This window comes from Candidatus Pantoea bituminis, assembly GCF_018842675.1.
Taxonomy (GTDB): domain Bacteria; phylum Pseudomonadota; class Gammaproteobacteria; order Enterobacterales; family Enterobacteriaceae; genus Pantoea; species Pantoea phytostimulans.
Window position 1 is genome coordinate 3442264 of the sequence record NZ_JAGTWO010000004.1, and the last position, 25913, is coordinate 3468176.

Genomic DNA, 25913 nt, shown 5'->3' on the forward strand with positions numbered 1-25913 from the left:
AGAGTCGGGTGGCAGCGTAGCAGAAAAGCGCACTTTTTTCTGAACATTCATTGCCCTAATCCCGTTAAGCCCAACTATTGCGCCACTACTTATACTATTTTCCATACAAAAAGAAAAACCCCCGACCGTTTCCGATCGGGGGCTTCGTGACTTAAGCAGTCAACGGCAATTACATCATGCCGCCCATACCGCCCATGCCACCCATACCGCCAGCGCCACCACCTAAATCAGGGGTATCGCCTTTAGGCGCATCAGTGATCATACATTCGGTGGTGATCATCAGGCCCGCAACAGAAGCCGCGTACTGCAGAGCAGAACGGGTTACTTTGGTTGGGTCCAGGATACCGAAGTCGATCATGTTGCCATATTCTTCAGTCTGCGCGTTGTAACCGTAGTTACCGTCGCCTGCTTTAACGTTGTTAGCGACAACAGAAGGCTCTTCACCGGCGTTAGAAACGATCTGACGCAGTGGAGATTCCATTGCGCGCAGCGCAACTTGATACCTACGTTCTGGTCTTCGTTCTGACCACGCAGATCAGCCAGCTGTGCTGCAACGCGAACCAGCGCTACACCACCACCAGCAACCACGCCTTCTTCTACCGCAGCACGGGTTGCATGCAAGGCATCTTCAACGCGCGCTTTCTTCTCTTTCATTTCAACTTCAGTCGCTGCGCCCACTTTCAGTACGGCCACGCCGCCTGCCAGTTTCGCTACGCGCTCCTGCAGTTTTTCTTTGTCGTAGTCAGACGTTGCTTCTTCGATCTGCTGACGAATCTGAGTTACGCGGTTCTGAATGGTCGCTTCTTCACCCACGCCATCGATGATGGTGGTGGTGTCTTTGTTGATCACAACACGTTTTGCCTGACCCAGATCTTCCAGAGCTGTTTTTTCCAGCTCCATGCCGATCTCTTCAGAAATCACGGTACCGCCGGTCAGGATAGCAATATCCTGCAGCATGGCTTTACGACGATCGCCGAAGCCAGGTGCTTTAACCGCAGCCACTTTAACGATGCCGCGCATGGTGTTCACCACCAGCGTTGCCAATGCTTCACCTTCAACATCTTCAGCGATGATCAGCAGTGGTTTGCCTGCTTTCGCAACGGCTTCCAGCACAGGCAGCATTTCGCGGATGTTAGAGATTTTCTTATCAGCCAACAGGATGAACGGGGTTTCCAGCTCAATGGCGCCTGTTTCTGGCTTGTTGATGAAGTACGGAGAGAGGTAACCGCGGTCAAACTGCATACCTTCAACCACGTCCAGCTCGTCTTGCAGACCGGTGCCTTCTTCAACGGTGATAACGCCTTCTTTACCCACTTTTTCCATCGCCTGAGCGATCAGGGTGCCAACGGTTTCATCAGAGTTAGCAGAAATGGTACCAACCTGTGCGATAGCTTTTGAATCAGAGCAAGGAACAGACAGTTCTTTCAGCTTCTCAACTGCAGCGATAACCGCTTTGTCGATGCCGCGCTTCAGATCCATTGGGTTCATGCCCGCAGCCACAGCTTTCAAGCCTTCGTTAACGATAGACTGAGCCAGAACGGTTGCGGTGGTGGTGCCGTCGCCTGCAGCGTCGTTCGCTTTAGAGGCCACTTCTTTCACCATCTGCGCGCCCATGTTTTCGAACTTGTCTTCCAGTTCGATTTCACGTGCGACAGAAACACCATCTTTAGTGATGGTAGGTGCACCAAAAGATTTATCCAGAACTACGTTACGGCCTTTTGGACCCAAGGTAACTTTTACTGCATCTGCCAGTACGTTTACGCCACGCAGCATTTTTACGCGTGCGTCATTACCGAATTTTACGTCTTTAGCTGCCATTTCAAATATCCCTTAAATTCGTTTCGTTCAGTGAATTACGCGTAAAAAATTACGCTTCAACAATTGCCAGAATGTCGCTTTCAGAAATGATTAGCACTTCTTCATTGTCGATTTTTTCCGTTTTCGCGCCGTAACCTTCGCTGAAGATCACTACATCGCCAACTTTCACGTCCAGCGGCTTAACGTCGCCACTTTCAAGGATGCGGCCGTTGCCGACAGCCAGCACTTCACCACGAGTGGATTTAGCGGCTGCAGAACCGGTCAGCACGATGCCGCCAGCTGATTTGGATTCAACTTCTTTACGCTTGACGATAACGCGATCGTGCAATGGACGAATTTTCATTTGATAGCTCTCCTTTGAGAAGTCCAATCATTCATTTTTGGGTTGAACGCCGGTCTGTTTGGCTTCCGGCCTCGTGACCAGAGAAGTAGGGGCGGGCTCTTGTGCTTTCAAGGGGCTGGACAACAATTTTTTTACTTGAATGTGATAACCGACCACTTTTTGACCGATCAATGCGTCTTTGAAGCAGGAATGTGAACGGATAAATAAAAAACGCGACTTTCGTCGCGTTTTATCAGCTGCTTATATTAACGATCCTTGGGATCGTCTTTATGCTCAATGCGATCGCCCTCTTTGCGTTCGAATTCACCATCCATCGTGTAACCACTGTCTGGGCCTGCTCCCGGCCCACGCCAGACGCGCAGATGCGGCATCAACTTCAATGTCAGATGTTTTTGCACCGGTGGCAACAGCAGCAGCAAACCGAGGAAGTCGGTGAAAAAACCCGGCAGCAGCAGCAAAAAACCGGCGATGATCAACGAAACGCTTTTGATCATTTCGTTAGCCGGACTTTCATTACGTGCGAGTTTTTCCTGCATCGCCATGAAGTTTTTCATGCCCTGATTTTTCACCAGCGACACACCAATACATGAGGTAAAGATCACCAACAACATGGTGAACAGCACGCCGATGACGTGCGCAACCTGGATGAAGAGGGAAATCTCAATCCAGGCCAATACAAAAAAGATCACTAACGGTAACCAGCGCACCGAATACTCCTGTGAGTTGTGGCTGCCCGGCGTCATGCCAAACAGCAGAAAGCGTTCATCAGAGTGATGATATGAAAAGAGATGGGCTCCCGCCGCCGCGATTTCAACCGATCCTGCCAAATTTTTACTTTGGGGTTAATTTTGTAACCAACTTCACATATCGTTAACCCGGCGACATCGGTAAGGTGATCTGCATTCATGCTTTTTAGATGCATCAGAATATGATCGTGCTCGCCCGTTCGAAGATGGATAAAATGACGGTGCTGGCTCTTCAAGACAAAATAAAACAGATCATCTGTGATGGATAGCGGCATTTCAAAGCGGCAACAACAAGAAGGTTACCATGGCGAACAACATTCGTATCGAAGAAGACCTGTTAGGTATGCGCGAGGTTCCGGCGGATGCCTATTATGGCGTTCATACTCTGCGTGCGATTGAGAATTTTTACATTAGCAGCAGCAAAATCAGCGACATTCCCGAATTCGTTCGCGGCATGGTGATGGTGAAAAAGCCGCTGCAATGGCAAACAAAGAGCTACAAACCATTCCACGCAATATTGCTAACACCATCATTCAGGCTTGTGATGAAGTCTTAAATAATGGTCGCTGCATGGATCAGTTCCCGGTGGATGTTTACCAAGGCGGCGCAGGCACTTCGGTTAACATGAACACCAACGAAGTGCTGGCGAATATCGGGCTGGAGTTGATGGGACATCAGAAAGGTGAATACCAGTATCTGAACCCCAACGATCACGTCAATAAATGCCAGTCAACCAACGACGCTTATCCCACCGGTTTTCGCATTGCGGTTTACAGCTCAATCCTGAAACTGCTCGACGGCATTCATCAGCTTAGCGAAGGCTTTCAGCGCAAATCTGACGAATTCCAAACCATCCTGAAAATGGGGCGTACACAGCTGCAAGATGCGGTGCCAATGACGCTGGGCCAGGAATTCCACGCCTTTAGCGTCCTGCTGAATGAAGAAACCAAAGCATTCTCCGCACGGCGGAATTGCTGCTGGAAGTTAACCTTGGCGCGACGGCCATCGGCACGCGCCTGAACACGCCAGACGGTTATCAACATTTGGCGGTACAGCGTCTGGCGGAAGTCAGCAACCTGCCGGTTATCCCGGCTGAAGATTTGATTGAGGCGACGTCAGACTGCGGCGCCTACGTCATGGTGCACTCTTCATTGAAGCGTCTGGCGGTGAAGTTATCCAAAATCTGTAACGATTTGCGCCTGCTCTCTTCAGGTCCGCGTGCAGGGTTGAACGAAATCAACCTGCCAGAATTACAGGCCGGCTCTTCAATCATGCCAGCCAAAGTGAATCCGGTGGTGCCTGAAGTGGTGAACCAGGTTTGCTTCAAGGTCATCGGCAATGACATTACCGTGACGATGGCCTCTGAATCGGGTCAGTTGCAGCTGAACGTAATGGAACCGGTGATTGGTCAGGCGATGTTTGAATCGATCAGCATCCTGACCAATGCCTGTTACAACCTGCTGGAAAAATGCGTTAACGGCATTACCGCCAACCGAGCAGTATGTGAAGCCTATGTCTTCAACTCTATCGGCATCGTGACCTATCTCAACCCCTACATTGGTCATCATAATGGTGACATTGTCGGTAAGATCTGTGCCGAAACCGGTAAGAGCGTGCGTGAAGTGGTGCTGGAGCGCGGTCTGCTGACGGAAAGCGAATTGGACGATATTTTCTCGGTACAGAACCTGATGTATCCGGTATATAAAGCAAAACGCTATACCGATGAAAGCGAGCAGTAAAACTTAAATTAACTCTTTTCTTAAAGGCACGCCGCGATCAACGCGATGTGCCTTTTTTTGCCAAGCTACACGCCATTTTTCGCAGGTCAATTTTTGGAGTGGCAGGATGGTATTCGTTGAGCTGGCAATTGTCTTATTGGCGATCTGGTTAGGTGCACGCCTCGGCGGCATTGGTATTGGTTTCGCCGGCGGTTTAGGCGTACTGGTTCTGACGCTGTTCTGCGGCCTGAAGCCCGGCGTGATCCCCTTCGACGTGATTGAAATCATCATGGCGGTGATCGCCGCGATTGCTGCCATGCAGGTGGCAGGCGGCATGGATTATCTGGTCAGCCTGGCCGAACGCCTGCTGCGACGGCATCCACGCTACGTCACCTTTCTCGCCCCGCTGGTCACCTACGTGATGACCTTGCTGGCAGGAACCGGTCACACCGCTTTCTCAACGCTGCCGGTGATTGCCGAAGTTGCCAAAGAGCAAGGCGTGCGCCCTTCTCGTCCACTTTCCATCGCCGTGGTGGCGTCACAAATTGCGATTACTGCTTCACCTATTTCTGCTGCGGTGGTGTTTTTTGCCACACTGCTGGAACCGCGCGGCGTCAGCTATATTACCCTGCTGGCCATCGCCATTCCGGCAACCATGGTCGGGATTTTCCTTGCCGCGCTGGTGACCAATTTCCTTGGCAAAGAGTTAAAAGATGATGAGGTTTACCAAGCGCGATTAGCCAAAGGTGAAGTGGTGCTGCGCGGCGCGACGCATTTTGTGGCTAAACCCGGCGCGAAAAAATCCGTTTGGCTGTTCTTAATCGCCATTGTCGCGGTGGTGCTGTATGCCACCGCAACCAGTGAAAGTGTCGGGCTGATCGCTAATCCGGTGCTGCCACGTAACGAAGCGATTGTGGTGTTTATGCTTACCATCGCGACCTTGATCTGTTTGACCTGCAAGATCGATACCGGGGAAATTCTCAGCGCCAGCACGTTTAAATCGGGCATGAGCGCCTGTATCTGCGTGATGGGTGTTGCCTGGTTGGGCGACACCTTTGTCAAAGCGCACCTTAGCGATATTCAAACGCTGGCGGGCGATACGCTGCAAACTTACCCGTGGATGCTGGCTTTGGTGCTGTTCTTTGCCGCGACGCTGCTTTATTCACAAGCGGCCACCACCAAAGCGCTAATGCCTGCCGCGCTGCTGCTGGGCGTCTCCCCACTGACCGCAATTGCTTCGTTTGCTGCTGTTTCAGCACTGTTTGTTTTGCCTACCTATCCTACTTTGCTGGCGGCGGTTGAAATGGATGACACCGGATCCACCCGCATTGGCAAGTTTGTCTTTAATCACTCGTTTATCATTCCAGGCGTGCTGGCGATTACGCTGTCGGTTTTGTTCGGCTTTGTCTTTGGTGGATTGGTGTTATAGCGCGGTTACAACCTGTAAACGTTGTTGCCCCTGGAGCGTGCTATCATCGGCGCTCTTTTACTCAGGAGCCGCGCGATGAATGCCGCCATTATCCTTTGCACCGCACCCGATCAAGCTTGTGCTCAACAGTTAGCCAAAGTGGCGTTAGAAGCGAAACTGGCTGCCTGCGTGACCTTGCTGCCTGGCGCGACCTCTTATTACGTCTGGCAAGGCAAGCTCGAGCAGGCCAACGAGGTGCAGATGCTGTTGAAATGCGACAGCGATCATCAGCAAGCGTTAATGGATCTGCTTAAAGGTGCACATCCTTATGATGTGCCCGAACTGCTGGCGTTGCCGGTTCAACATGGAGACAGTGAATACTTGTCATGGCTGCACGCATCTCTCGCCTAATCACGCTATTTTTTGCGCTGTTTATCTGCCTGCAGGCGCAGGCGTCGCTTTTTCTCCCAACAACAGCAGCCGCTTTGTGCCGGTCGATCAGGCGTTTACTTTTGATTTCAATCAGCAAGGTTCACAACTCCAGCTCAGCTGGAAAGTGAAATCGGGTTATTACCTTTATCGGCAGCAGATTCACGTCACACCGCAAAATGCGCAGATCGCTCCGCTCAATCTCCCGGCTGGCCAGCCGCATGAAGATGAGTTCTACGGCAAAAGCGAAATCTATCCGCAAGATTTGACGATCCCCGTGACGCTGCAACAGGCCGCGAAAGGGGCGACGATCAGCGTCACTTACCAAGGTTGTGCTGCAGCCGGTTTCTGTTATCCACCTGAAACACGCACCGTTCCTTTAAGTGCGGTTGCGGCTAACAGCACGCCGCCTGTCGCCCATGCGCAACCCGCACCCACCGACTCGCTGCCTTTCTCGCCGCTTTGGGCGCTGTTAATTGGCATTGGCGTCGCGTTTACGCCTTGCGTACTACCGATGTACCCGCTGATTTCGGGCATTATTCTTGGCGGTCAGCGTAACTATTCGTTGGGTCGATTGTTTGCCCTGGCGATGGTTTACGTACAGGGCATGGCGCTGACTTACACGCTGTTAGGCGTGATCGTGGCGGCGGCGGGATTACGTTTTCAGGCTGCGCTCCAGCATCCTTACGTATTAATCGGTTTATCCGCCCTGTTTATTATTCTGGCCTTGTCGATGTTTGGGCTGTTCTCCTTGCAGCTGCCCTCGACGCTACAAACACGCCTGACACTCTGGAGCAATCGCCAACAAAGCGGCTCGTTAATTGGCGTATTCCTGATGGGCGCACTGGCCGGATTGATCTGCTCGCCCTGTACCACCGCGCCGCTCAGCGCCATTCTTCTCTATATTGCTCAAAGCGGAAATCTCTGGGCCGGCGCAGGCACATTGTGGCTCTATGCGCTAGGAATGGGGCTACCGCTGGTTGTTGTCACGATGTTTGGCAATAAGCTGCTGCCGAAAAGCGGGCCGTGGATGCAAATGGTCAAAGAAGGCTTTGGCTTTGTCATTCTCGCCTTGCCGGTGTTTTTGCTGGAGCGGATTTTAGGTGACATCTGGGGAATACGGCTTTGGAGTTTGCTTGGCGTGGCCTTCTTCGCGTGGGCGTTCAGCGCTAGCCTGCGCGCCCACAGCGGCAAATGGCGTGTGGTGCAAATCATCATGCTCGCCGCCGCGTTGATCAGTGCGCGCCCATTACAAGACTGGGCCTTCGGTAACAGCGTGGCGCAACAAAGCGTAGCTCATCTGCCCTTCTCATCGATTGCGTCTGCCTCACAGCTCGACAATGCTTTACAGCAGGCGCAAGGGCGTATCACTATGGTCGACCTGTATGCCGATTGGTGTGTCGCCTGCAAAGAGTTCGAAAAATATACTTTTAGCGACCCCTTAGTTCGCGATCAGCTGAGTAAAGTGCAGTTACTTCAGGCCAACGTTACCGCCAATAGCGCCAGCGATAATGCGCTGTTAAAACGTCTTAATGTACTGGGCTTGCCCACCATTTTGTTCTTTGACGCTACAGGCGCAGAAATTCCTGATTCGCGGGTCACCGGCTTCCTCAATGCCGCTGATTTCCGCGCGCATTTGCAGAAACTGGGCCAGTAAACAAAACTGGAGTCAGGACACCGCCCGCGCGTATCAGCGGGTTCGCATACCAGAGGAGAGTCACTTGCAACGTGAACAAATACTCGAGCATGCGTTGAATGTGCTTGAACAGAACGGCCTTGCCGCCACCACATCGCTGCAACAGTTGGCAGGCGAGAGTCAATTTCCGATTGAACAATTGCAGCGTTTTTGGCCCGACCGTGATGCCTTGCTGTACGATGCCCTGCGTTATCATGCTCAGCAAATTGATACCTGGCGCCGACAGATTTTGCTGGATGAGACGCTCAGCCATGAACAGAAGCTGATGGCGCGTTATCAGGTACTCAGCCAACAAGTCAGCATTGGACGCTTTCCTGGTTGCCTGTTTATTGCGGCTTGTAGCTTCTATCCACAACCCGATCAGCCGATACATCAGCTGGCAGAGCAGCAAAAGCGTGCTTCATGGCAATTTACCCACGACATTTTAGTCGCGCTAGCGTTAGATAATCCGTCCATGGTTGCCGATCAGATTGAACTGATACTTGAAGGTTGTCTGAGCAAACTGCTGGTGAAGCGGAATGTGCAGGATGTCACGACAGCGAAAAGCCTGGCCGAAGATGTTTTGGGCATAGCGTTGTGCCGCAAAAATGGCGCACTAGCCTGATATTTCACCGCCTTTGCCTGAAATTCAGGCAATCAGTCACGTTTCCCACGGTTTTTTCATGAAAGCCGTTGACGGGCCGAAGCCTTTACGGTTTAATGCGCCCCGTTGCCCGAATAGCTCAGTCGGTAGAGCAGGGGATTGAAAATCCCCGTGTCCCTGGTTCGATTCCGGGTTCGGGCACCATATTTAAAGAACCCGCCTCTGGCGGGTTTTTGCGTTTTTACGGGTCGAACCCGTTCATTGAACGTTCGATGATCTCGCCACATCCCTGTGGCTCGCCCTGCGGGTCAAACCTATTTTCGACCCTCCTTTACGTCAAAAATCTACCCATACCGCGCCGGCATCTGCTGATTTCACGCACTTCTCCACCCAGCGCACGCCCATCAAACCAGCATGGACATCGGGATACCAAAAATCTTGCAGAAAAGCACTGTCGCCACGGTCGGTGGCATCAATGGCCTGCGCGAAACGATGATAGAGATTTGACCAGGCTTCAAATAACCCTTCAGGATGCCCCCACCAATGCGGTCGTCAGCAAGCGCACGCTCATTGAGATACCCCATCCCACGCTCCATGATGCGCACCGGCTCACCCTGAATCTCATAGCGCAGCTGGTTAGGTTGCTCATCCCACCACTCCAGGCTGGCTTTTGCGCCCACGACGCGGACTTTCTGGCCATGCATCGAACCGGCATTCACCGCTGAAGCCCACATGGTGCCCACCGCGCCGTTATCGTATTCCATCATCACAAAGGCGTTATCTTCCAGCGGCGCACGCGTAGCAACAAAACTTTGCCGTGAACAGAGCAGCCGCTTCACCTGCAAGTTTGGCACCATGGTTTCGGCAATAAACAGCGGATGCGTCGCCAAATCGCCCAGCACGTAACTCGGCCCGACAAAACGCGGATCCACGCGCCATTTCGTGCTCTCACTCTGCAACTCAACCGCTTCATTGTGGAAACCGTGGGCAAATTGCATGTTGATGATGCGGATCTCACCCAACAACCCGGCGGCGATCATCTCACGCGCCTGATGAATCAGTTGATGCCCGGCATAGCCGTAGGTTACGCCGATGATTTTGTTTTTCTCTGCACACAAGCGCTCCAGTTCATCCGCCTCGGCGGTAGTGAAACAGAGCGGCTTTTCACACACCACATGCAGCCCAGCGTTAATGGCAGCGCAGCAAATTGCAAAGTGCGTATTGTTTGGGGTAGCAATCGAGACCACTTCAATACCATCTTCACGTGCTGCTTCCGCCGCGAACAGCGTTTCATAGTCGGGATAACAGCGCTCCGCCGCCACGCCGAGCGCAACCCCGAAATCTCGGCCACGCTGCGCATCAAGATCAAATGCGCCCGCTAACAGTGAAAAGTTACCATCACGCAACGCTGCCGAGCGGTGAATATAACCAATTTGGCTGGTTCCGCCGCCGCCTACCATGCCCCAGCGTAGTGAACGGCCAATCGCTTTTTTACCATTGATCATAGTGTTGCCCCTAAAATCCGACCGACTGGAGATAATGCAGACTGGCGGTCACATCACGCAGGCTGGTATCCGCATTACGTGGATCGCGCTCCTGCTCGATGGTGATCCAACCTTGATAGTTGCGCTCCGCCAGAAAGGCGCGAACCGCAGGATAATCAATCGCCCCTTTGCCAATCGGACACATCACGCCTTCGGCACAAGCGGTAAAGAAATCGAGTCCGCGCGCAATGGCATCACGCCACACCGCATCGTTAATATCCTTAAAATGCAGGTAATCGATACGCTCCCAATAGCGTTGCAGATAGGTAATGGGATCCATGCCGGAGTAGTAAAGGTGCCCGGTATCGAGACACAAACCCGCTACCTCGTGAGGAATATCGTTTACCAGCTGCGCCAGCTCATCCGCATATTCAATGCAGCCACCCGCATGCGGATGAATCACCGGCCTTACGCCATATTCGCGCCAGGCGATGTCACTCAACGTGGTGATGTGCTGCATCATACGCTGCCACTCTTCGGTAGAAAGGCGCGGCGCTTTGTCAGATTGACCGGCATATTTAGCGCGTTCAGGATTACCAAAGTCGATAATCACCAGATAAGGTGCCGGCGCATTCTTGCCATGGACTTTTTCTGCGGTGGGCACGTTGGAGAGAATGCGACAGATGTTGTGCGTTAACTCCACCATTGCCGGGAAATGAGCTTCACTAACTAAATCGTCAAATATCGTTCCCGCTACCAACGACAACGAAAAGTTGTTCAACTGTTTAGTGAGTTCGGCGGGTTCAGCAGGCAGATAAGCCCACGGGCCTAGTTCAATACTCTTGTATCCAGCCAGAGCTGCTTCGCTCAGGACCTTCTGCCACGGCGGTAAAAGGGATTTTTGGGATTATCCACGCCCCAACTACAAGGCGCATTGGCAATATGAATCGTCATGATATCTGTCCGTGCTATGAGAGTTGCCGACAGTATCAAACGAAAATTTCATATCAAACAACAATGGAAGTTTCGTTTTTTGATAACGATCGCATTGTTTTGTTTCATTTTTTGATAGTTTACTATCATTGATAAGATAACCGATTAAAACTAAAGGTTTTCTCGCGTCACCACGTCAAATGGCAATGTCACCTGGGAAAAATGCCCACTGTTTTCAGTCTGCGCATTCACACAGGTGGTAATGACCACTTTAGCCATCTCTTCAATACGATGCCTTAGCATCAGCGTAATTGTGCCATCAATCAGCGCCAGTTCATCATCCTGAATCGGGCCGTGACACAGCAGCGTAATCCCTTTCCGTTGGCTTTGTCGTAATGCCCGCACCACGCCTTCGATCCCCCCGCAGGGCGCATAGATCATCACCAAATCATCATGATCTTTTAGCAGTTGCTGAGCGGCCAAATATCCGCCCTCAATCGATTCGTGCGTCTTTAAGGGTTCGAGCACCCGCTGGGTGACGCCCGCTTCACGTAGGTAAGAACGAAAGCTGATTTCGCAACGCTCCTGACAGGTGAATCGATGGTCGCCAAGCAACACACCTACGCAGCCAGGCTTTTTCAGCAGATGCTGTGCCATCCACGCCGCCGTGCGGCCCGCTTTCTGGTTGTCAAGGCCAATAAAACCTGCATGACCGCAGGGCGAAAAATCAGAAAACAGCGCGTAAACATGTACGCCGTTGCGCGTTACATCCTGAATAGCGTGACGGATTAACGGATGATCCAGCGCAACGATACCGATGACATCAACGCGCTTTGCCAGATTGCGCAGCGACGTTGCTACCGCTTCCACTTCGTTGATGTCGTGCCAGCAAAATTCAGCTTCGCTACCCGGCGGCTGGAAAGGTTCCGCCTGTTCACGTAACGCATCACTGAGCGGCTGATAAAAGGAGTATCTTGCCGACAGCAGAATAAAGCCCATGCGCAACGTAATGGCAGCGGCAGGCTGGTTCGGATGTAAAATGCGTGACTGCTCCAGCCGGTAGCCCAGCCGATTTGCCGCCGCTAACACTTTCTGTTCGGTTACGCCGCGTACCGGTGCTCGTCGGTTAAGCACGCGATCCACTGTGGCCACGCCAACTCCTGCTTCATGCGCAATCGCGGTCATGGTGACTTTCGACATCACTCTCTCCAGACATTTTATTCGCTCTCATCAGCATTTTGATAAACGTCGGCGACGATCTTTCCGCCTGTCACGTTGTATCTCGTTTATACCCTGACTTTATTATCCCATTGCGGGCCAATTTCCTATCATAATTTTGATAGGAAACACCTCATAAAGTTGATCCTCTTCGCAAAATGAAACATTCATTTCTTTTTGGATTCATTCCAGAACACGCATTTGCTAAAAAGAGATGAATCTATCGATGTGCGACAGCCAAAGGGTGAAAACGGTGTCGTACGTTCTGAAGTGAAAGGCTGTTGAACGTATCGGCCTGCGAGAGACCCAACGCGAACACTTGTAAATGGAGATGTTATGTTCCCTTCAACGCTGCCTGTTCCACGTTTGCCCGATGCCAAACAGATTCCGGTGCTGCGCTGGGGCATTGTCGGCCCCGGCTGGATCGCCGATCACTTTGCCCATGCGCTGCGCAATCATACCGATCAGCAATTGGTTGCCGTTTCATCACGTAGCCGTGACAAAGCGCAGCGCTTTGCCGACAAATGGTCAATTGCCCACGCCTGCGGCGGCATTGATGAATTACTGGCGCGTGACGACGTTGATGCGATCTATATCGCTACGCCGCACAACCATCATTTCCCGGACGGCCTGCGGGTGATTGAAGCGGGCAAAAATGTCTTGATTGAAAAGCCATTGGCGCTGAATGCCGACCAGGCTAAGCAGCTGAAACACGCGGCTGCGGCGCGTAACGTCCTATGTATGGAAGCCATGTGGTGCGATTTCGCGCCTAAATATGATGTCATTCGCCAGTTGCTTGATGATGGCGCCCTCGGCGATGTTCATACCTTGATTGCCGATCATGGTGAATTTTTCACGCCGGATCACCGCATCTTTAACCAAGAGCTGGCAGGCGGCCCAATGCTGGATCTTGGCAGCTATCTGGTGGGCTTCAGCGTATTTGTCGGCGGCGCACCCACCAGCATTGTGGCAAAAGGTCAGGATGTTGCAGGCGGCGTCAATGGACAAACGTCAATGCTCTTTACCCACGCGCAAGGCATGCATTCGGTATTGCATACCACGCTGTTCAGCAATACGCCCGGCACTGCCGTCATTGCGGGTCGCGGCGCCAGCATTGTCATGGATGGCCAGTTTTATGCCCCAGGCCATTTCCGCCTCACGTCCAGTGACGGCAGTCGTACGCTGCATTGGGAAGAACCGAATAACCGTTATGACCAGCTGTGCCATGAAATTAACCATTTTGCCTGGTGCATTGGTCAAAACCGGATTGATTCGCCGCGCCACTCTCTCGACACCGCGATTCTCACCTTGAGCGCGATGGACGAAGTCAGAAAGCAGACCGGCATTGTTTTTAACGAAGAGTTGCTTTAACGAAGAACTGCAACCTTAAACGCCCCGGAGTAGACAGATGAAAATCGCTTTTGATGTGGATGTGATTAGAGATATGGGCATCACCCGCATGGTTAATCAGGTAGCCGATTGGGGATATAAATACATCGAACAGTCGCCACATCCGCAAATTAACCCGTTTTATAAGCATCCCAAAGCCAGCCGCGAAATCATGACGGAGTACAAGAACGCCTTGCGCTCGACCGGCCTTGAAATCTCCTCTTTTATTGTGGTGTATCGCTGGTCTGGTCCAGATGAACTGCGTCGTCAGGCGGCGGTGAAAAACTGGAAACGCATGATCGAGATCGCAGTCGAAATGGGCGTTCAGGTAATCAACACCGAATTATCAGGGACGCCAAACGAACCGGAAATCTGTGAAGAGATGTTCTATCGCTCAATGGAAGAGTTGCTGCCGATTATCGAACGTGAAGGCATCCGCGTCGAAATCCAGTCACATCCGTGGGATTTTTGCGAAGAGAACAACGAAACCTCCGATATCGTGAAGTCTTTTCGCAGTGAGAACGTCAAATACGTTTACAGCGTGCCGCACACCTTCTTCTACGACAAAGGCAAAGGCGACGTGAAAAGCATGCTGCAATATGCCGGAGACGATCTTTCGCACGTACTCATCGCCGATACAATGAACCACACCAAACATTGCCGCTACATTGTTAACCCGCCTGGTGTGGATGCCACCATTCACCAACACGTGGGCGTGGGCGAAGGTGAAGTCGACTTCCCGACGCTGTTCCAGACGCTGCGCGATATGGACTTTGCTAACCGCAGCTACAAAGTGGGCGGCGAATCGATCATCGCCTCTTCGCTGTTTGGTTATCCGGAAAAAATGAAAGTGCAGGCAGTTGAAACGCGCGAGCTGATTGAGCGCGAACTGCTGGGTTAAAATAGAGAGATAAACACTAAAAAGGCAGCTCATCCGCTGCCTTTTTGCGTTCAGCAATGCGCCTGACATTGCCAACCAGCCTGCACCGGTAATCCACGCCGCAAAGTCGGCAACTCTTTAGCCTGAACAGGCAACACCCCGCAGGCGGGTATAGAGCCTGCTTTTGCAACGGTTGAAAAAGGGAATCCCCTTTTGTTCCTGTGTCGAAGGCAGCGTCGACTTTATGCTTTATCCCAGCCATACATCCATCGTTCACCGCCAGCAGGGTTAAACCGGCTTTTAGCCACCTGCTACACTCGAAAGAAAACTCAATCACAACAAGGCGAACCTTTACCATGTCGGAAAATACGTATCAGCCCGCGAAAGTCTGGACCTGGGATCCCGAAGCCAAAGGCAACGGCGCAAAAACTAACCGCCCTTTCGCTGGCCCTACGCACGAAAAAAGTCTGCCGGTTGGCAAACACCCGCTTCAGCTCTATTCACTGGGCACACCAAACGGCCAGAAAGTCACTATTCTGCTGGAAGAGCTGCTGGCGCTGAACGTCAATGACGCTGAATATGACGCGTGGTTGATTCGCATTGGCGAAGGCGATCAGTTCTCCAGCGGCTTTGTTGATATTAACCCTAACTCAAAAATTCCCGCGCTCAGCGATCACTCAGCAACGCCACCGATCCGTGTGTTTGAATCGGGCAATATCCTGCTCTATTTGGCAGAAAAATTTGGTCACTTCCTGCCGAAAGATATCGCTAAGCGCACTGAAACGCTGAACTGGTTGTTCTGGCTACAAGGTTCTGCGCCCTACCTTGGCGGTGGCTTAGGTCACTTTTACCATTACGCGCCAGAAAAATTGAATACGCCATCAACCGCTTCACGTTAGAAGCCAAGCGTCAGCTTGACGTGCTGGATCGCCAGCTTGCCGAGAACCGCTATCTTGCCGGTGACGATTACACTATCGCCGACATCGCCACCTGGCCTTGGTACGGCAATCTTGTGCTTAACGATCTGTACGGTGCTGCTGAATATTTAGATCTTCAATCCTATAAAAACGTGCAGCGTTGGGCGAAAGAGATTGCGCAACGTCCTGCGGTGATTCGTGGCCGCAAAGTGAACCGCGTGATGGGTGAACCTGCCGATCAGCTGCATGAGCGTCATGATGCTGCTGATTTTGATACCAACACCGAAGATAAAAAAGCTTAAGGAGAATTCTGTTGAGCGCTTACGTTGTATTTATTCGTGATGAAACCCTGAATGACGCCGAAATGGCAACCTACGCCGAGAAAGCGGGCAAAGCTCGCGGCGATCATCCCATTAATGCCCTCGCCTTTTACGGCGCGCTGGAAACGCTGGAAGGCCCGGAAGCAGAAGGCGTGGTGGTACTGGAGTTTCCCAGTGTGGAAGCGGCTCACGCATGGTATGACAGCCCGGAATATCAGGCGGCTAAAGAGCATCGCCTGAAAGGTGCCCACTATCGTGTGGTGCTGGTTCAGGGCGTAGAAAAATAAAAAAGGACGCCGCAGCGTCCTTGTCATCAGGCGGCAGCGATGCCGCCTTTTTTATTTCAGTGCGATACGCGCCACGCTGTCAGGACCTTTGGTGCTGTGGTCCTTGTTAAACTCTTGCTTCACAGTAACGTAAAGCGTCTGTCCATCCGGCGACACGAACAGGCTGTTTGGATGGCTGTCGAATGACCAGCTGTTTTTCACCGCGTAAGTGGTGGCATCCAGTTGCAGCACTTTCTTCGATTCACGCTGGCTGATATAGATCTCATTGCGCTTAGCGTTGAATTTAATGCCCAACGAATCACCCAGATCCAGGCGCTTGATCACTTTGCCGCTGCGCTCATCAAACACCAGTGTGTTCTTCGCTTTAGAGTTGTCCGTCACGAACAGACGGCCGGTAGCCGGATCTTCTGCCATGTTCAGGAACAGATACTCTTTGCCATCGCCTGCGGTCAGGCGTTTTTCAATTTTGTGGCTGCGCGGATTGATCACCAGGATTTCGCCGCCGCCGTTCGCTGCGTAAATACGATCAGTAACGGATGAGTAGATGATACCGGTGACCCATTTGCCGGCATTTTTGATGCGGGTTTTCAGCTTCATGGTTTTGGCATCAACCACCCAAATCACACCCGGATCGCCTACCCCGCCGATATAGAGCTGGCCTTCGTGCCAGAAGATTTCACGCGCGCCAAACGGGAAGCCCTTGTCGTTTCTCTCGCTGAACATCAGACGTTTCAGCACTTTGCCGTTTTCTGGATCGATTTTAGAGATGCCACCATCCAGCGAGTTGGTCGCGTACAATGCGCTGCCGTCTGGATCGATCAACATGCCGAAGTTTTTCAGATCGGTATGCGCTTCGCCGGTGGTTTTCAGCGTAGTTGCATCCAGACGATAAATCATGCCGCCGCTGACATCTTTGAAGCCCTGCGCGCTGGCAACGTAAAGCGCGTTTTTCGCTGGCAGATAGGCCATTTCATACAAACCATCGCCCAGCTCGCGCTGTGTCAGGTTGGTATCGGCTGGTGCTTGTGCGGCTGCTACTACCGGTTCTTCGGCTTTTTCGCAGGCGTCTGGCAAGCAGTCAGGCTAAAAGTCGCGGCAACGGCCAGCGCGAGCGCGGCTTTATGCGAGCTGAACAAAGATTTCATTCTTAACTCCATCAATGGACGAACGGCTCCCGTCAGGCCGCAGCGCGGCGGGAAATATAAAAAGAATGAGAATCATACGCATTAGTAAAAAATATGTAAACGCAACGCGTTAGCCTTACGTGCCTGATCTACCCGGCTTTTCCACAGCGGAACAGCAAAATCACGCACTTGCGAATCCGCATGCGCAGTAGTCAGCGAGAGTGCACAGCAAGGGTCAATATCACGGATGCAGATAAGCAGAAAAATATCGGCGAGGGTTAAACGGTGAGGAATGATGCGTGGGATAGATACAGCGGGTCACAGGTTATTATGACCCTGTCCAGTGCGTTGCTTAACGTCGCTTACCGCGATCAACAGAGGCTGACCAACTGAAATCGTTGACTTCACTGGCTGCCATTGAAGAGGGTTTCTTTCTGCGGGCCGGTTTTTTGGCGGTGCGTTCGGCTTTCTCTTTTCGCGTGCCAGCTTAGCGGTCATCACCACTTCGCGTGCTTCTGCGCTGAGCTCTTTCTCTTTTTGCTGTCCGGCTCTTTGCCTGACTTAGCGCGATATTTTTGCATTAGCGCCTGCAATGCTTCGTCAACTTCAACACGTTCCGCTGTGTTGAACTGATCGATAGAAATCATTTTCTTGTCGTTCATAAGATCCACTCCGTTATGATGCGTGCTCCCAGTGTAGAGGAAAGCGCCACTATTAACGGCTTAATTCGTCGCAGAACACTAAAAAGCTGCAAGCTATGATTACCAACAATCCACTACGTAGAACGTGAGGCGATCGCACCATTGCGCCAGCACGTCATCTAACAGGATGATTCTGCGCCTCCTGCTGTTGTACCTGAAGATCCGCTGCTAGCCTGAGCTGCATAAAATCCACAAATGCATGAATACGCGCCGGAAGCTGGCGCTGCGCCTGCCAGACAGCAAAAATATCGCCATCGGGCGCGTGCCATTCAGGCAGCACATGCAGCAAGTCACCGCGATGGATGCTGTGTTGCGCATCCCACCATGAACGCAGCAAAATCCCGTGACCATCCAGCGCCATGCGCATCGCCACTTCGCCATCATTGGTGATCAAGCTTCCGCGTACTTTTTGATTCAGGCTCTGTTCACCCGAGACAAAACGCCACAAGGCAAAGTCACTCTCATACTGACGCAGCAAGATGCAGTTGTGTTGGGCGAGTTCGCTAATCGATTGCGGTAAACCCTGTTTTTGGGCGTAAGCGGGTGAGCAGCACAACACGCGCGGATTGGTATGCAGTTTACGCGCCACCAGCCGCGAATCGGGCGGTTCGCCGACGCGAATATCCACATCCACCTGCGCATCCAAAAAGTTAAGCGGCTGGCTACTCAGTTGCAGCGACAGTGACAAATGCGGATGCAGGGCAGCAAATGCCGAGACGCAAGGTGCAACGTAGCGACGTCCAAAGCCGAAAGAGGCGTTGATGTTGAGCGTGCCGCGTAACTGTTCGGTTTCGCCGCTTACTGCTTCTTCCAGCGCCATGAGTTGATCTAACAGCGGACGCGCACCGTCGAAATAACGCCTGCCTTCCACTGTCAGCTCCAGCCGCCGCGTGGTGCGACGCAATAACTGCACGCCTAGCCGTTGTTCAAGCAGGCTAAGACGTTTGCTGACTGCCGCCAGCGATAAACCCAATTCGCGTGCCGCTGCCGTCAAACTGCCCAAACTGGCAATACGAATAAAAAAGGCTAAATCGTCGGTCGATGTACGGGATTCTCTACTTTGATTCAACATTGGCTTAATTTTCAGGCTAATTATTTCCTCAAGATGCACAGTTATACTGTGGCTATAACTCAAACAGCAAATGCAAAGGTACCCTATGTCAGACAAAATCCATCGTATTGCGGTTATTCCCGGAGACGGCATCGGGAAAGAGGTGATGCCTGAAGGCATTCGCGTTATGAACGCGGCGGCAGAGAAATTTAATATTCCGCTGCGCTGGGAGTGGTTTGACTACGCCAGCGCCGAGTATTGGCAGCAGCACGGAAAAATGTTGCCGGATGATTGGTTTCCGCATCTCAAAACTTTTGATGCCATCTACTTTGGCGCAGTGGGTTGGCCGGACGTTGTTCCCGATCACGTGTCGTTGTGGGGTTCGCTGTTGCAGTTCCGCCGGGAATTTGATCAATACGTTAACCTGCGTCCTGTGCGCCTGATGCCCGGAGTGAAAGCGCCGTTGGCGAATCGCGAACCGGGTGATATCGACTTTTATGTAGTACGTGAAAATACCGAAGGCGAATACTCCAGCGTAGGCGGCACCATGTTCCCTGGTACCGATCGCGAAGTGGTGATTCAGGAAACGGTGATGACGCGGGTCGGCGTCGATCGCATTCTGAAATTTGCTTACGAACTGGCACAGCGTCGTCCGAAGAAGCATCTCACTTCCGCCACCAAATCGAACGGTATTGCGATCACCATGCCCTATTGGGACAGCCGCGTTGAAGCAATGAGCGAGCATTACCCTGAAGTCAACGTCGACAAGTATCACATCGATATTTTGACCGCTAACTTTGTGCTGCATCCTGACTGGTTTGATGTGGTGGTTGCCAGCAACCTGTTTGGCGACATCCTGTCAGATCTTGGTCCCGCCTGCACCGGCACCATTGGCATTGCGCCTTCCGCCAATATCAACCCTGAAGGCAAATTTCCCAGCCTGTTCGAGCCGGTTCATGGTTCTGCCCCTGACATTGCCGGCAAAGGCGTTGCCAACCCGATTGGACAGATTTGGTGTGGCGCAATGATGCTGGAACACCTTGGCTATAAAGAGGCGGGCGACGCCGTGCTCAACGCGATTGAGCGTACGCTGGCTGCGGGGAAAACCTGACACGCGACCTTGGTGGCAGCGCCAGCACCGAAGAACTGGGTGCTGCTATCGCCGCCGCGCTCTAAGCTGCTCTGTCACGGTTATTCCGTTAACACCCGCACGCCATCGGGATGCCAGCCTGGCGGTAACGGTGAAGGCCGTTCAATCGCCAGGTTATGCAACTGAAGATTCTCTACACCACGCGCATACAGTCCCGGTAAACCGCCGGGATAACGCTCTACGCCAAATGCTTCACCGGTCTCTGGGTTGAGCTTGTAGGCGTTATCCAGTCCCATGCCTGTCGGTGAATCGGGGTTACAGGGTGGACGCACGTCATAATAGCCTTGCTCAACCTGCGCCACGGTTTGCCTTAACTGAACCTGGGTAATCAACACATCACGGATCCAACCCGGCTGCGCGGCGTGCAGATTGATCGCGCCTTCAGCGACGCCGCTGACGTTAGCAAATTGCAGTTGCTCAACGATCCCGGGTTGAATCAGGGATCGCGCGAGCGCACCGAAACAAACAGCGGATCTGCTTTGCCCCAGTGACACGGCGGTGCGTAATGGCAAGCAAAAGTGATATTGCTGAACAGCAGACGTCGCATCGCGCCGCCGTCACGCGACAAAATACCAATGCCGCGATTCGAGTCAAAAATAGTGCAGCCGGTCACGGTGACATCTTCAATATCATCCCAGGTTTCGGTGCCAATTTTGAAAGCGCAACTGTAGGAACGCAGCAAACAGTTCGTGATCATGATTTGCCGCGCGGGACGACGCAGCGATGCCGGTTTGTGGGTAGTTTTAATGCAGATTGCGTCATCAGCCGCGCTTAAATAACTGTTGCTGACAAAGACGGCTTCACAGCTGTCGATATCCAGCGCATCAGTATTTGGCATGGTCATGCTGTTATCGATGGTTAAGTGATCGATATGTACGTGGCGGCAGCTGACTAAATGCACGGTCCACATCGGTGCCTGTACAATGCTGAACGCCTCGAGCGTGACCTGCTCACAGGCTTCAAACACGATAATGCGCGGACGATCGGCTAAGGGCAGACGATAGCCCTGATCGTCGCGTTCCGCAGCAAACCAGGCTTCACCATCACCATCAATGCAGCCTTTGCCACTGATAGTGATGTTGCGGCGGTTCAGCGCGTAGAGCAACACGTTATGCGACTTCTCAGCGCTGCTTTGTGCTTGAATGCCTTGATAATCTGCAACGTCGCGGCTGGCGATTAACACCGCGCCCGCCTCTAAATGCAGCTCGAAATTTGAGGGTAAGGTTAGCGTGCCGCTGCGATAGCGACCTGGTGGAATCGTCAGGCATCCACCGCCAGCGGCCATAACGTGATCGATAGCGCGTTGCAGCACCGCGGTGTCGAGGGTTTCACCATCAGCGGCGGGATGAAAATCTGCCAAAGAAAGGGGCATCGTGCGTCTCCCGAAAGGTTAAGGAAGAGGAATTGCAACACGCTTCGGCGCAGCGCACCTTTGTCTGGTCGCCACCGCACCGATTTGGGTGACTTAATGGCTGTTTTGTGCGATGTCTCGCAAATTACTTCACCGCGCCCTCGGTCACGCCGCTGATAAATTTGCGCTGGAAGATCAGGAATACCGCCACCAACGGCAAAATCACAATCATCGCGCCCGCCATCAGCACGGGAATATCGATGGTGTTTTTGTTCTGAAAGAACATCATGCCGATCGGCAGCGTACGCAACTCATCTTTGTTGACCAGAATCAGCGGGATGAGGAACTCATTCCACGTCCAGATAAACAGCAGCAGCGCCAGCGTCGACAACGTCGGCCAAATGGCTGGCACCAGAATGCCCCACAGAATTTTCACTCGCGATGCACCATCCATAACCGCAGCTTCAACTAGCTCCTTCGGTACCTGCTGAAAGGCGCTGGCAATCATCAACGTGGTAAAGGGCAGCGACAGCGCGATTTGCGGCAGGATCAGCGCCAGATAGGTATTGGTTAGGCCCATCCAACGTAGCTCATGATAGAGCGGAATAATAAAGGCTTCACTCGGCAGCACCATGCCCAACGCCAGCATTGCAGCGATCAGTTTTTTGCCGGGGATTTTTAGCCAGGCAAAACCAAATCCAGCCAAAATGCCCAGCAGAATGCTGCACAGCACGACCGGGATCACCACCAGCACCGAGTTAAAAAAGTAGATGTTAAAATGGCCTTGCTGCCAGGCGGTGACATAATTTTTGAAGTTGATGGAAGCGGGCAGCGTGAACACGCCCTGAAACAGTTCCATCTGCGTTTTGAATGAGGTCATTAATGCCATGATAAAAGGCAGAATGGTCATCAGCGCCACAATCCAGATCAGCGTGCGGGAGATTACCGGTGTGCTGCGCATCAGTAACGCTCCTTTAAAGCCAGATGAATAAGGTAGTTAATGATTAACACAATCATCATGCTAAACACGGCCACCGATGAGGCGTAACCGAAATAGTGCAGATCGAAACCCTGCTTATACATAAAGATATTGGTGACCATAGTTGACGTTCCCGGCCCGCCTTGCGTCATCACATAAACCAGATCGAAGGCTTTTAGGCTGGCGATCACAGTCAACAGCAGTGCAATACGCAGCTCAGGACGTAGGCCTGGCAAGGTGATGCGCATGAATTTTTGCCGACGGGATGATCCATCTAAATCGGCCGCTTCCAACAATGAGGGATCCATACGCTGCAAGCCCGCCATAAACAGCACCAGACAAAAACCAAAGAAATACCAGGTAGCGACCATGCCAACGGCGGGCAGCGCCCAGGTAAAATCACCCAACCACGAGAGGGCTAATTGTGGCAAGCCTATGGCACGTAACACCTGATCAATGGGGCCAAAAGCCGGATTGTAGAGCCAGCGCCACACCACGCCCAACACCGCCATCGGCATGATATAAGGCAGGAAAAACAGGATACGCAGCACGCTGCGCTCTTTGTTATTGCGGGTGTCGTAGAGAAAGCTGCACAGCAACAGGCCAATGCTGATGGGCAGCAGCGTGTAAAACAGCATCAATACCGCATTGTTGCCCAACGCCACCCAAAATATCGGATCGCTGAACATCCGCATGTAGTTGCTGATACCGGTAAAAATCGGCAGCGACGTGCCATCCCATTCGGTAAAACTCACACCCAACGACGCCAGCAGCGGTAATAACAAAAACACCGCATAAACCAGCACCGCCGGCAGAAAATAGAGAAAATTACGCCAACCGCTTTGATTCAACATAACCGTACTCGTGGTCAGAACAACGATCTGGCCCGACGCAGAGCCGGGCCGCTCAGCTTACTTTTTCAGAGTTTGCAGGTAACGCTGATAGTTGTTATCGAAATTATTCACCATCTGATCGGCAGTTTGACGTCCGCCCAGCAGCAGTTGCACATTCTGATTCAACTCGGCGTTCATGGTTGGCGTAGCCCAGTCCACGTAATGCCCTAAACCATCATGGGCGTTAAGCGTTAACCAAACCTGATAAGCTTCAGCCAACAGTGCATTATCCGCTGGCATTTTGGCCTCTTTGTTGGTGCTGGCGGGCAGGAAGCCCACGCTCAACCAGCGGTTTGCCATGGTGTCTGAAACCATGTAATCAATGAATTTCGCGGCCGCATCTTGCTGCTCTTTGCTTTTAGCCGTACTGGTAACAGAGAAAGCTAAATCGGTGCCGCCCACCATTAAGGCATGCTGCACGCCCTCGCCCGCTGGCATGGCAGCAAAATGAATATCTTTGTTGTCTTTAAACTGGCCAAGATACCAGGTCCCGCTGATCAGAAAAGCTGCCTGCCCATTTTGGAACAGCGTAGCGGCATCATCATGACCAATGCCTTGAAAACCCGGGAAAAGATAGCCTTTCTCATTCCAGCTTTTCATCATATTGGCGGCTTTGACCAGCTTGTTATCTTTAAAGGTGCCGCCCACGTCGTAGATCAGATCATCCAGTTTTTTACGATCGCTGCTTTCAATTTGCGCCTGCCAAATCGTGCTGAGCAGCTGCTGACCCATGTTGCCATCCAGCAAGCCCAGCATCATCGGTGGAACGCCCTGCTCTTTAAGCTTCGCCATCGCGCTTTCCAGCTCAGGCAACGTTTTTGGCACTGCAATGCCCGCTTTATCCAGCAGCGCTTTGTTGTAATAGAGGCCGACCATTTCACCGAGGCTCGCCACGCCATACAGTTTGCCGCTGCCGAAGTCGCCGCTGTCGGACCAACGGTTACGTTTGAGAATGGAATCGGGGAAGCGCGTGGTCCAGCCGTCGCTGCTGGCATAGCTGTCGAGTGGCACCAGCAGTTTATCTTTCACCAGCGAACCCATATCGCCACCGCCTTGATTGACCTGCGCGATCTGCGGGCCGTCTCCGGCCGTTAATGCCAGCTTGAGCGGGATGCGCGTATCTTCAAACGAGTGAACCGAGCGATTGATCACAATGCCAGGATTCTGCTGCGAAAACGCTTTAATGCCCTGATCCACCGCTTCGGTCTGCTGCGGATAGTTGTAGATATCCCATTCATTCAGGGTGACGGCGGGTGCAGCATATGAAACGCTGCTCACCAGCAGGCCCGCCGCTATCAGGCGCGACAGCGCACGCACATTACGGATTCGGAACGAACGAACTGAGGAACTAGACATAATGCTCGGTTTCTCCATCACAGAACGGGCATCCCTTCATTTCACCGTCTGCCAATCCCGCAGACTGAAGCCGCACAGAAATTGCACTCCCACATACTTACTTTAATAAAAAAATAAAGTCAAACAGACGATACGGAGATACGTTGAGTTGTGAACTTGCGCAAATAAACACCATCACGTCGCCCTTACACGTCGTGTGTACTGGTTAACGGCAGCACAACCGATGAAAAAGCAACCATCCGCGTCAATTATCAGCATCTTATCTCGTACTTATCACATCAAAATAACCCCATGATAAAACATATGAAAATCCTATCACGCTCACATTTGCGACGTTTAATCGCGCCTTAAATGCGCCACAGACGGCGCAGCATGGGCGTGTCAGCGATCACAGATGTACTCGCCGTTGCGCTATAAACATTGCTTCCGGCCCCACTCCTGTGCGACAAGGTAATTATTCCATCTTGAAAACTAAGTCAGCTTTCATTAACGTAAAAACTGTTCATCTCCTGACCAACGAGAAACGATGATGGCGAATCAACCTGTTATTCGTCCGGCAACCCCAGCGGACTTCCCGGCGCTTTACCGCATCTGCCTGCAAACAGCGAATGTGGGAACCGATGCCAGCGCGCTTTATGCCGATCCTGAATACCCTGGCCAGCGCTTTGCAGTGCCTTATGCACGCTTCGCGCCTGACTTTGCTTTTGTATTAGAGAGTGAAAGTGAAGTGATGGGCTATGTGGTGGCTGCACCAGACACACGCGCTTTTGAAGCGCAGTTAGCGGCTGAATGGTGGCCGGTCTTGCAGCAAAAATACCAGCATCGCCAGCCGGTTGCGGCATTCGACAGCAAAATACTCGACAGCATTAACCATCCCGACGCAGCTGCCGAACAACTGGTAAAACACTGGCCCGCGCATCTGCATATCAACCTGTTACCGCCGGTGCAAAAAGGCGGCTGGGGACGCAAATTAATCGAGCATGAACTGGCGGCGCTGCGCGCTGCGGGCGTCAACGGCGTGCATCTTGGCGTGAGCCTGCAAAATGAGCAGGTTTGCGCTTTCTATCAGCGCCTGGGGTTCAGTCACATCGTGCGCAACAACGCCATTTATATGGGCCAGTTACTCTGAGTGAGGTAGT

At 52.3% G+C, this 25913-nt stretch carries 14 protein-coding genes, 1 tRNA gene and 10 pseudogenes; 12 read left to right on the forward strand and 13 right to left on the reverse strand.

Annotated elements, in window-relative coordinates:
- Positions 1-169: 169 nt before the first annotated feature.
- The 3 genes and pseudogenes from groL to KQP84_RS19990 all read right to left on the reverse strand — a co-directional run bounded on the left by groL (position 170) and on the right by KQP84_RS19990 (position 2868).
- A pseudogene (gene groL, locus KQP84_RS19980) lies at positions 170-1818 on the reverse strand (chaperonin GroEL).
- A gap of 49 nt (positions 1819-1867) precedes the next feature.
- Positions 1868-2161 carry a co-chaperone GroES gene (locus KQP84_RS19985; protein WP_052898812.1) on the reverse strand — a complete coding sequence of 98 codons (294 nt, stop codon included), beginning with the start codon at positions 2159-2161 and terminating at the stop codon, positions 1868-1870.
- Between the two features lie 245 nt (positions 2162-2406).
- Positions 2407-2868 carry an FxsA family protein gene (locus KQP84_RS19990; RefSeq protein ID WP_215848352.1) on the reverse strand — a complete coding sequence of 154 codons (462 nt, stop codon included), beginning with the start codon at positions 2866-2868 and terminating at the stop codon, positions 2407-2409.
- A gap of 343 nt (positions 2869-3211) precedes the next feature.
- Between KQP84_RS19990 and aspA the strand changes: the two are divergent.
- From aspA to KQP84_RS20020, 6 genes and pseudogenes are all read left to right on the forward strand, one after another.
- Positions 3212-4646 (forward strand): annotated as a pseudogene (aspA, locus tag KQP84_RS19995) (aspartate ammonia-lyase).
- Positions 4647-4752: 106 nt separating this feature from the next.
- Positions 4753-6054, forward strand: a complete 1302-nt coding sequence (locus KQP84_RS20000) for an anaerobic C4-dicarboxylate transporter (protein ID WP_215847838.1) — start codon at positions 4753-4755, stop codon at positions 6052-6054.
- A 75-nt stretch (positions 6055-6129) separates the two neighbouring features.
- Positions 6130-6444 (forward strand): divalent cation tolerance protein CutA, encoded by a 315-nt coding sequence (cutA, locus tag KQP84_RS20005; protein WP_215847839.1) that lies wholly within the window; start codon positions 6130-6132, stop codon positions 6442-6444.
- Positions 6420-8119 (forward strand): annotated as a pseudogene (locus KQP84_RS20010) (protein-disulfide reductase DsbD). Before cutA ends, KQP84_RS20010 begins: the two are co-directional and overlap by 25 nt.
- Before the next feature lie 64 nt (positions 8120-8183).
- Positions 8184-8762 (forward strand): division control transcriptional repressor DicD, encoded by a 579-nt coding sequence (dicD, locus tag KQP84_RS20015; protein ID WP_215847841.1) that lies wholly within the window; start codon positions 8184-8186, stop codon positions 8760-8762.
- Between the two features lie 107 nt (positions 8763-8869).
- Positions 8870-8945: transfer RNA gene (locus KQP84_RS20020), tRNA-Phe, on the forward strand.
- Positions 8946-9077: 132 nt separating this feature from the next.
- Here KQP84_RS20020 and KQP84_RS20025 read toward each other — a convergent pair.
- The 3 genes and pseudogenes from KQP84_RS20025 to KQP84_RS20035 all read right to left on the reverse strand — a co-directional run bounded on the left by KQP84_RS20025 (position 9078) and on the right by KQP84_RS20035 (position 12358).
- A pseudogene (locus KQP84_RS20025) lies at positions 9078-10246 on the reverse strand (Gfo/Idh/MocA family protein).
- Positions 10247-10256: 10 nt separating this feature from the next.
- A pseudogene (locus KQP84_RS20030) lies at positions 10257-11179 on the reverse strand (TIM barrel protein).
- Positions 11180-11329: 150 nt separating this feature from the next.
- Positions 11330-12358, reverse strand: a complete 1029-nt coding sequence (locus tag KQP84_RS20035) for a LacI family DNA-binding transcriptional regulator (RefSeq protein ID WP_215847842.1) — start codon at positions 12356-12358, stop codon at positions 11330-11332.
- A 354-nt stretch (positions 12359-12712) separates the two neighbouring features.
- On the opposite strand from KQP84_RS20035, the gene KQP84_RS20040 reads away from it, so the two are divergent.
- The 4 genes and pseudogenes from KQP84_RS20040 to KQP84_RS20055 all read left to right on the forward strand — a co-directional run bounded on the left by KQP84_RS20040 (position 12713) and on the right by KQP84_RS20055 (position 16169).
- Positions 12713-13747, forward strand: coding sequence for a Gfo/Idh/MocA family protein (locus KQP84_RS20040; protein WP_215847843.1), 1035 nt, complete (start codon positions 12713-12715; stop codon positions 13745-13747).
- A 37-nt stretch (positions 13748-13784) separates the two neighbouring features.
- Positions 13785-14666, forward strand: coding sequence for a sugar phosphate isomerase/epimerase family protein (locus KQP84_RS20045; RefSeq protein WP_215847844.1), 882 nt, complete (start codon positions 13785-13787; stop codon positions 14664-14666).
- Between the two features lie 335 nt (positions 14667-15001).
- Positions 15002-15864 (forward strand): annotated as a pseudogene (yghU, locus tag KQP84_RS20050) (glutathione-dependent disulfide-bond oxidoreductase).
- 11 nt (positions 15865-15875) lie between these two features.
- Positions 15876-16169 (forward strand): DUF1330 domain-containing protein, encoded by a 294-nt coding sequence (locus tag KQP84_RS20055; RefSeq protein ID WP_215847845.1) that lies wholly within the window; start codon positions 15876-15878, stop codon positions 16167-16169.
- A 51-nt stretch (positions 16170-16220) separates the two neighbouring features.
- On the opposite strand, the pseudogene KQP84_RS20060 reads toward KQP84_RS20055, so the two are convergent.
- The 3 genes and pseudogenes from KQP84_RS20060 to KQP84_RS20070 all read right to left on the reverse strand — a co-directional run bounded on the left by KQP84_RS20060 (position 16221) and on the right by KQP84_RS20070 (position 19066).
- Positions 16221-17314, reverse strand: a pseudogene (locus KQP84_RS20060) (YncE family protein).
- A 331-nt stretch (positions 17315-17645) separates the two neighbouring features.
- Positions 17646-17955 (reverse strand): annotated as a pseudogene (locus KQP84_RS20065) (hypothetical protein).
- Positions 17956-18109: 154 nt separating this feature from the next.
- Entirely contained in the window at positions 18110-19066 is a 957-nt protein-coding gene (locus KQP84_RS20070) for a LysR family transcriptional regulator (protein ID WP_215847846.1), read from the reverse strand.
- An 85-nt stretch (positions 19067-19151) separates the two neighbouring features.
- On the opposite strand from KQP84_RS20070, the pseudogene KQP84_RS20075 reads away from it, so the two are divergent.
- Positions 19152-20221, forward strand: a pseudogene (locus KQP84_RS20075) (tartrate dehydrogenase).
- A 15-nt stretch (positions 20222-20236) separates the two neighbouring features.
- On the opposite strand, the pseudogene KQP84_RS20080 reads toward KQP84_RS20075, so the two are convergent.
- The 4 genes and pseudogenes from KQP84_RS20080 to KQP84_RS20095 form a co-directional block, all read right to left on the reverse strand.
- A pseudogene (locus KQP84_RS20080) lies at positions 20237-21567 on the reverse strand (glycoside hydrolase family 28 protein).
- 124 nt (positions 21568-21691) lie between these two features.
- On the reverse strand, positions 21692-22507 hold the full coding sequence (locus tag KQP84_RS20085; protein WP_215847847.1) for a carbohydrate ABC transporter permease: 816 nt from the start codon (positions 22505-22507) through the stop codon (positions 21692-21694).
- Entirely contained in the window at positions 22507-23379 is an 873-nt protein-coding gene (locus KQP84_RS20090; protein WP_215847848.1) for a carbohydrate ABC transporter permease, read from the reverse strand. Before KQP84_RS20090 ends, KQP84_RS20085 begins: the two co-directional genes overlap by 1 nt.
- A gap of 57 nt (positions 23380-23436) precedes the next feature.
- Positions 23437-24774, reverse strand: a complete 1338-nt coding sequence (locus KQP84_RS20095; protein ID WP_215847849.1) for an ABC transporter substrate-binding protein — start codon at positions 24772-24774, stop codon at positions 23437-23439.
- Positions 24775-25303: 529 nt separating this feature from the next.
- Between KQP84_RS20095 and KQP84_RS20100 the strand changes: the two genes are divergently transcribed.
- The gene (locus KQP84_RS20100; RefSeq protein WP_215848353.1) at positions 25304-25903 is read left to right on the forward strand and encodes a GNAT family N-acetyltransferase; all 600 of its coding nucleotides are present in this window, start codon (positions 25304-25306) and stop codon (positions 25901-25903) included.
- Positions 25904-25913 lie beyond the last annotated feature (10 nt).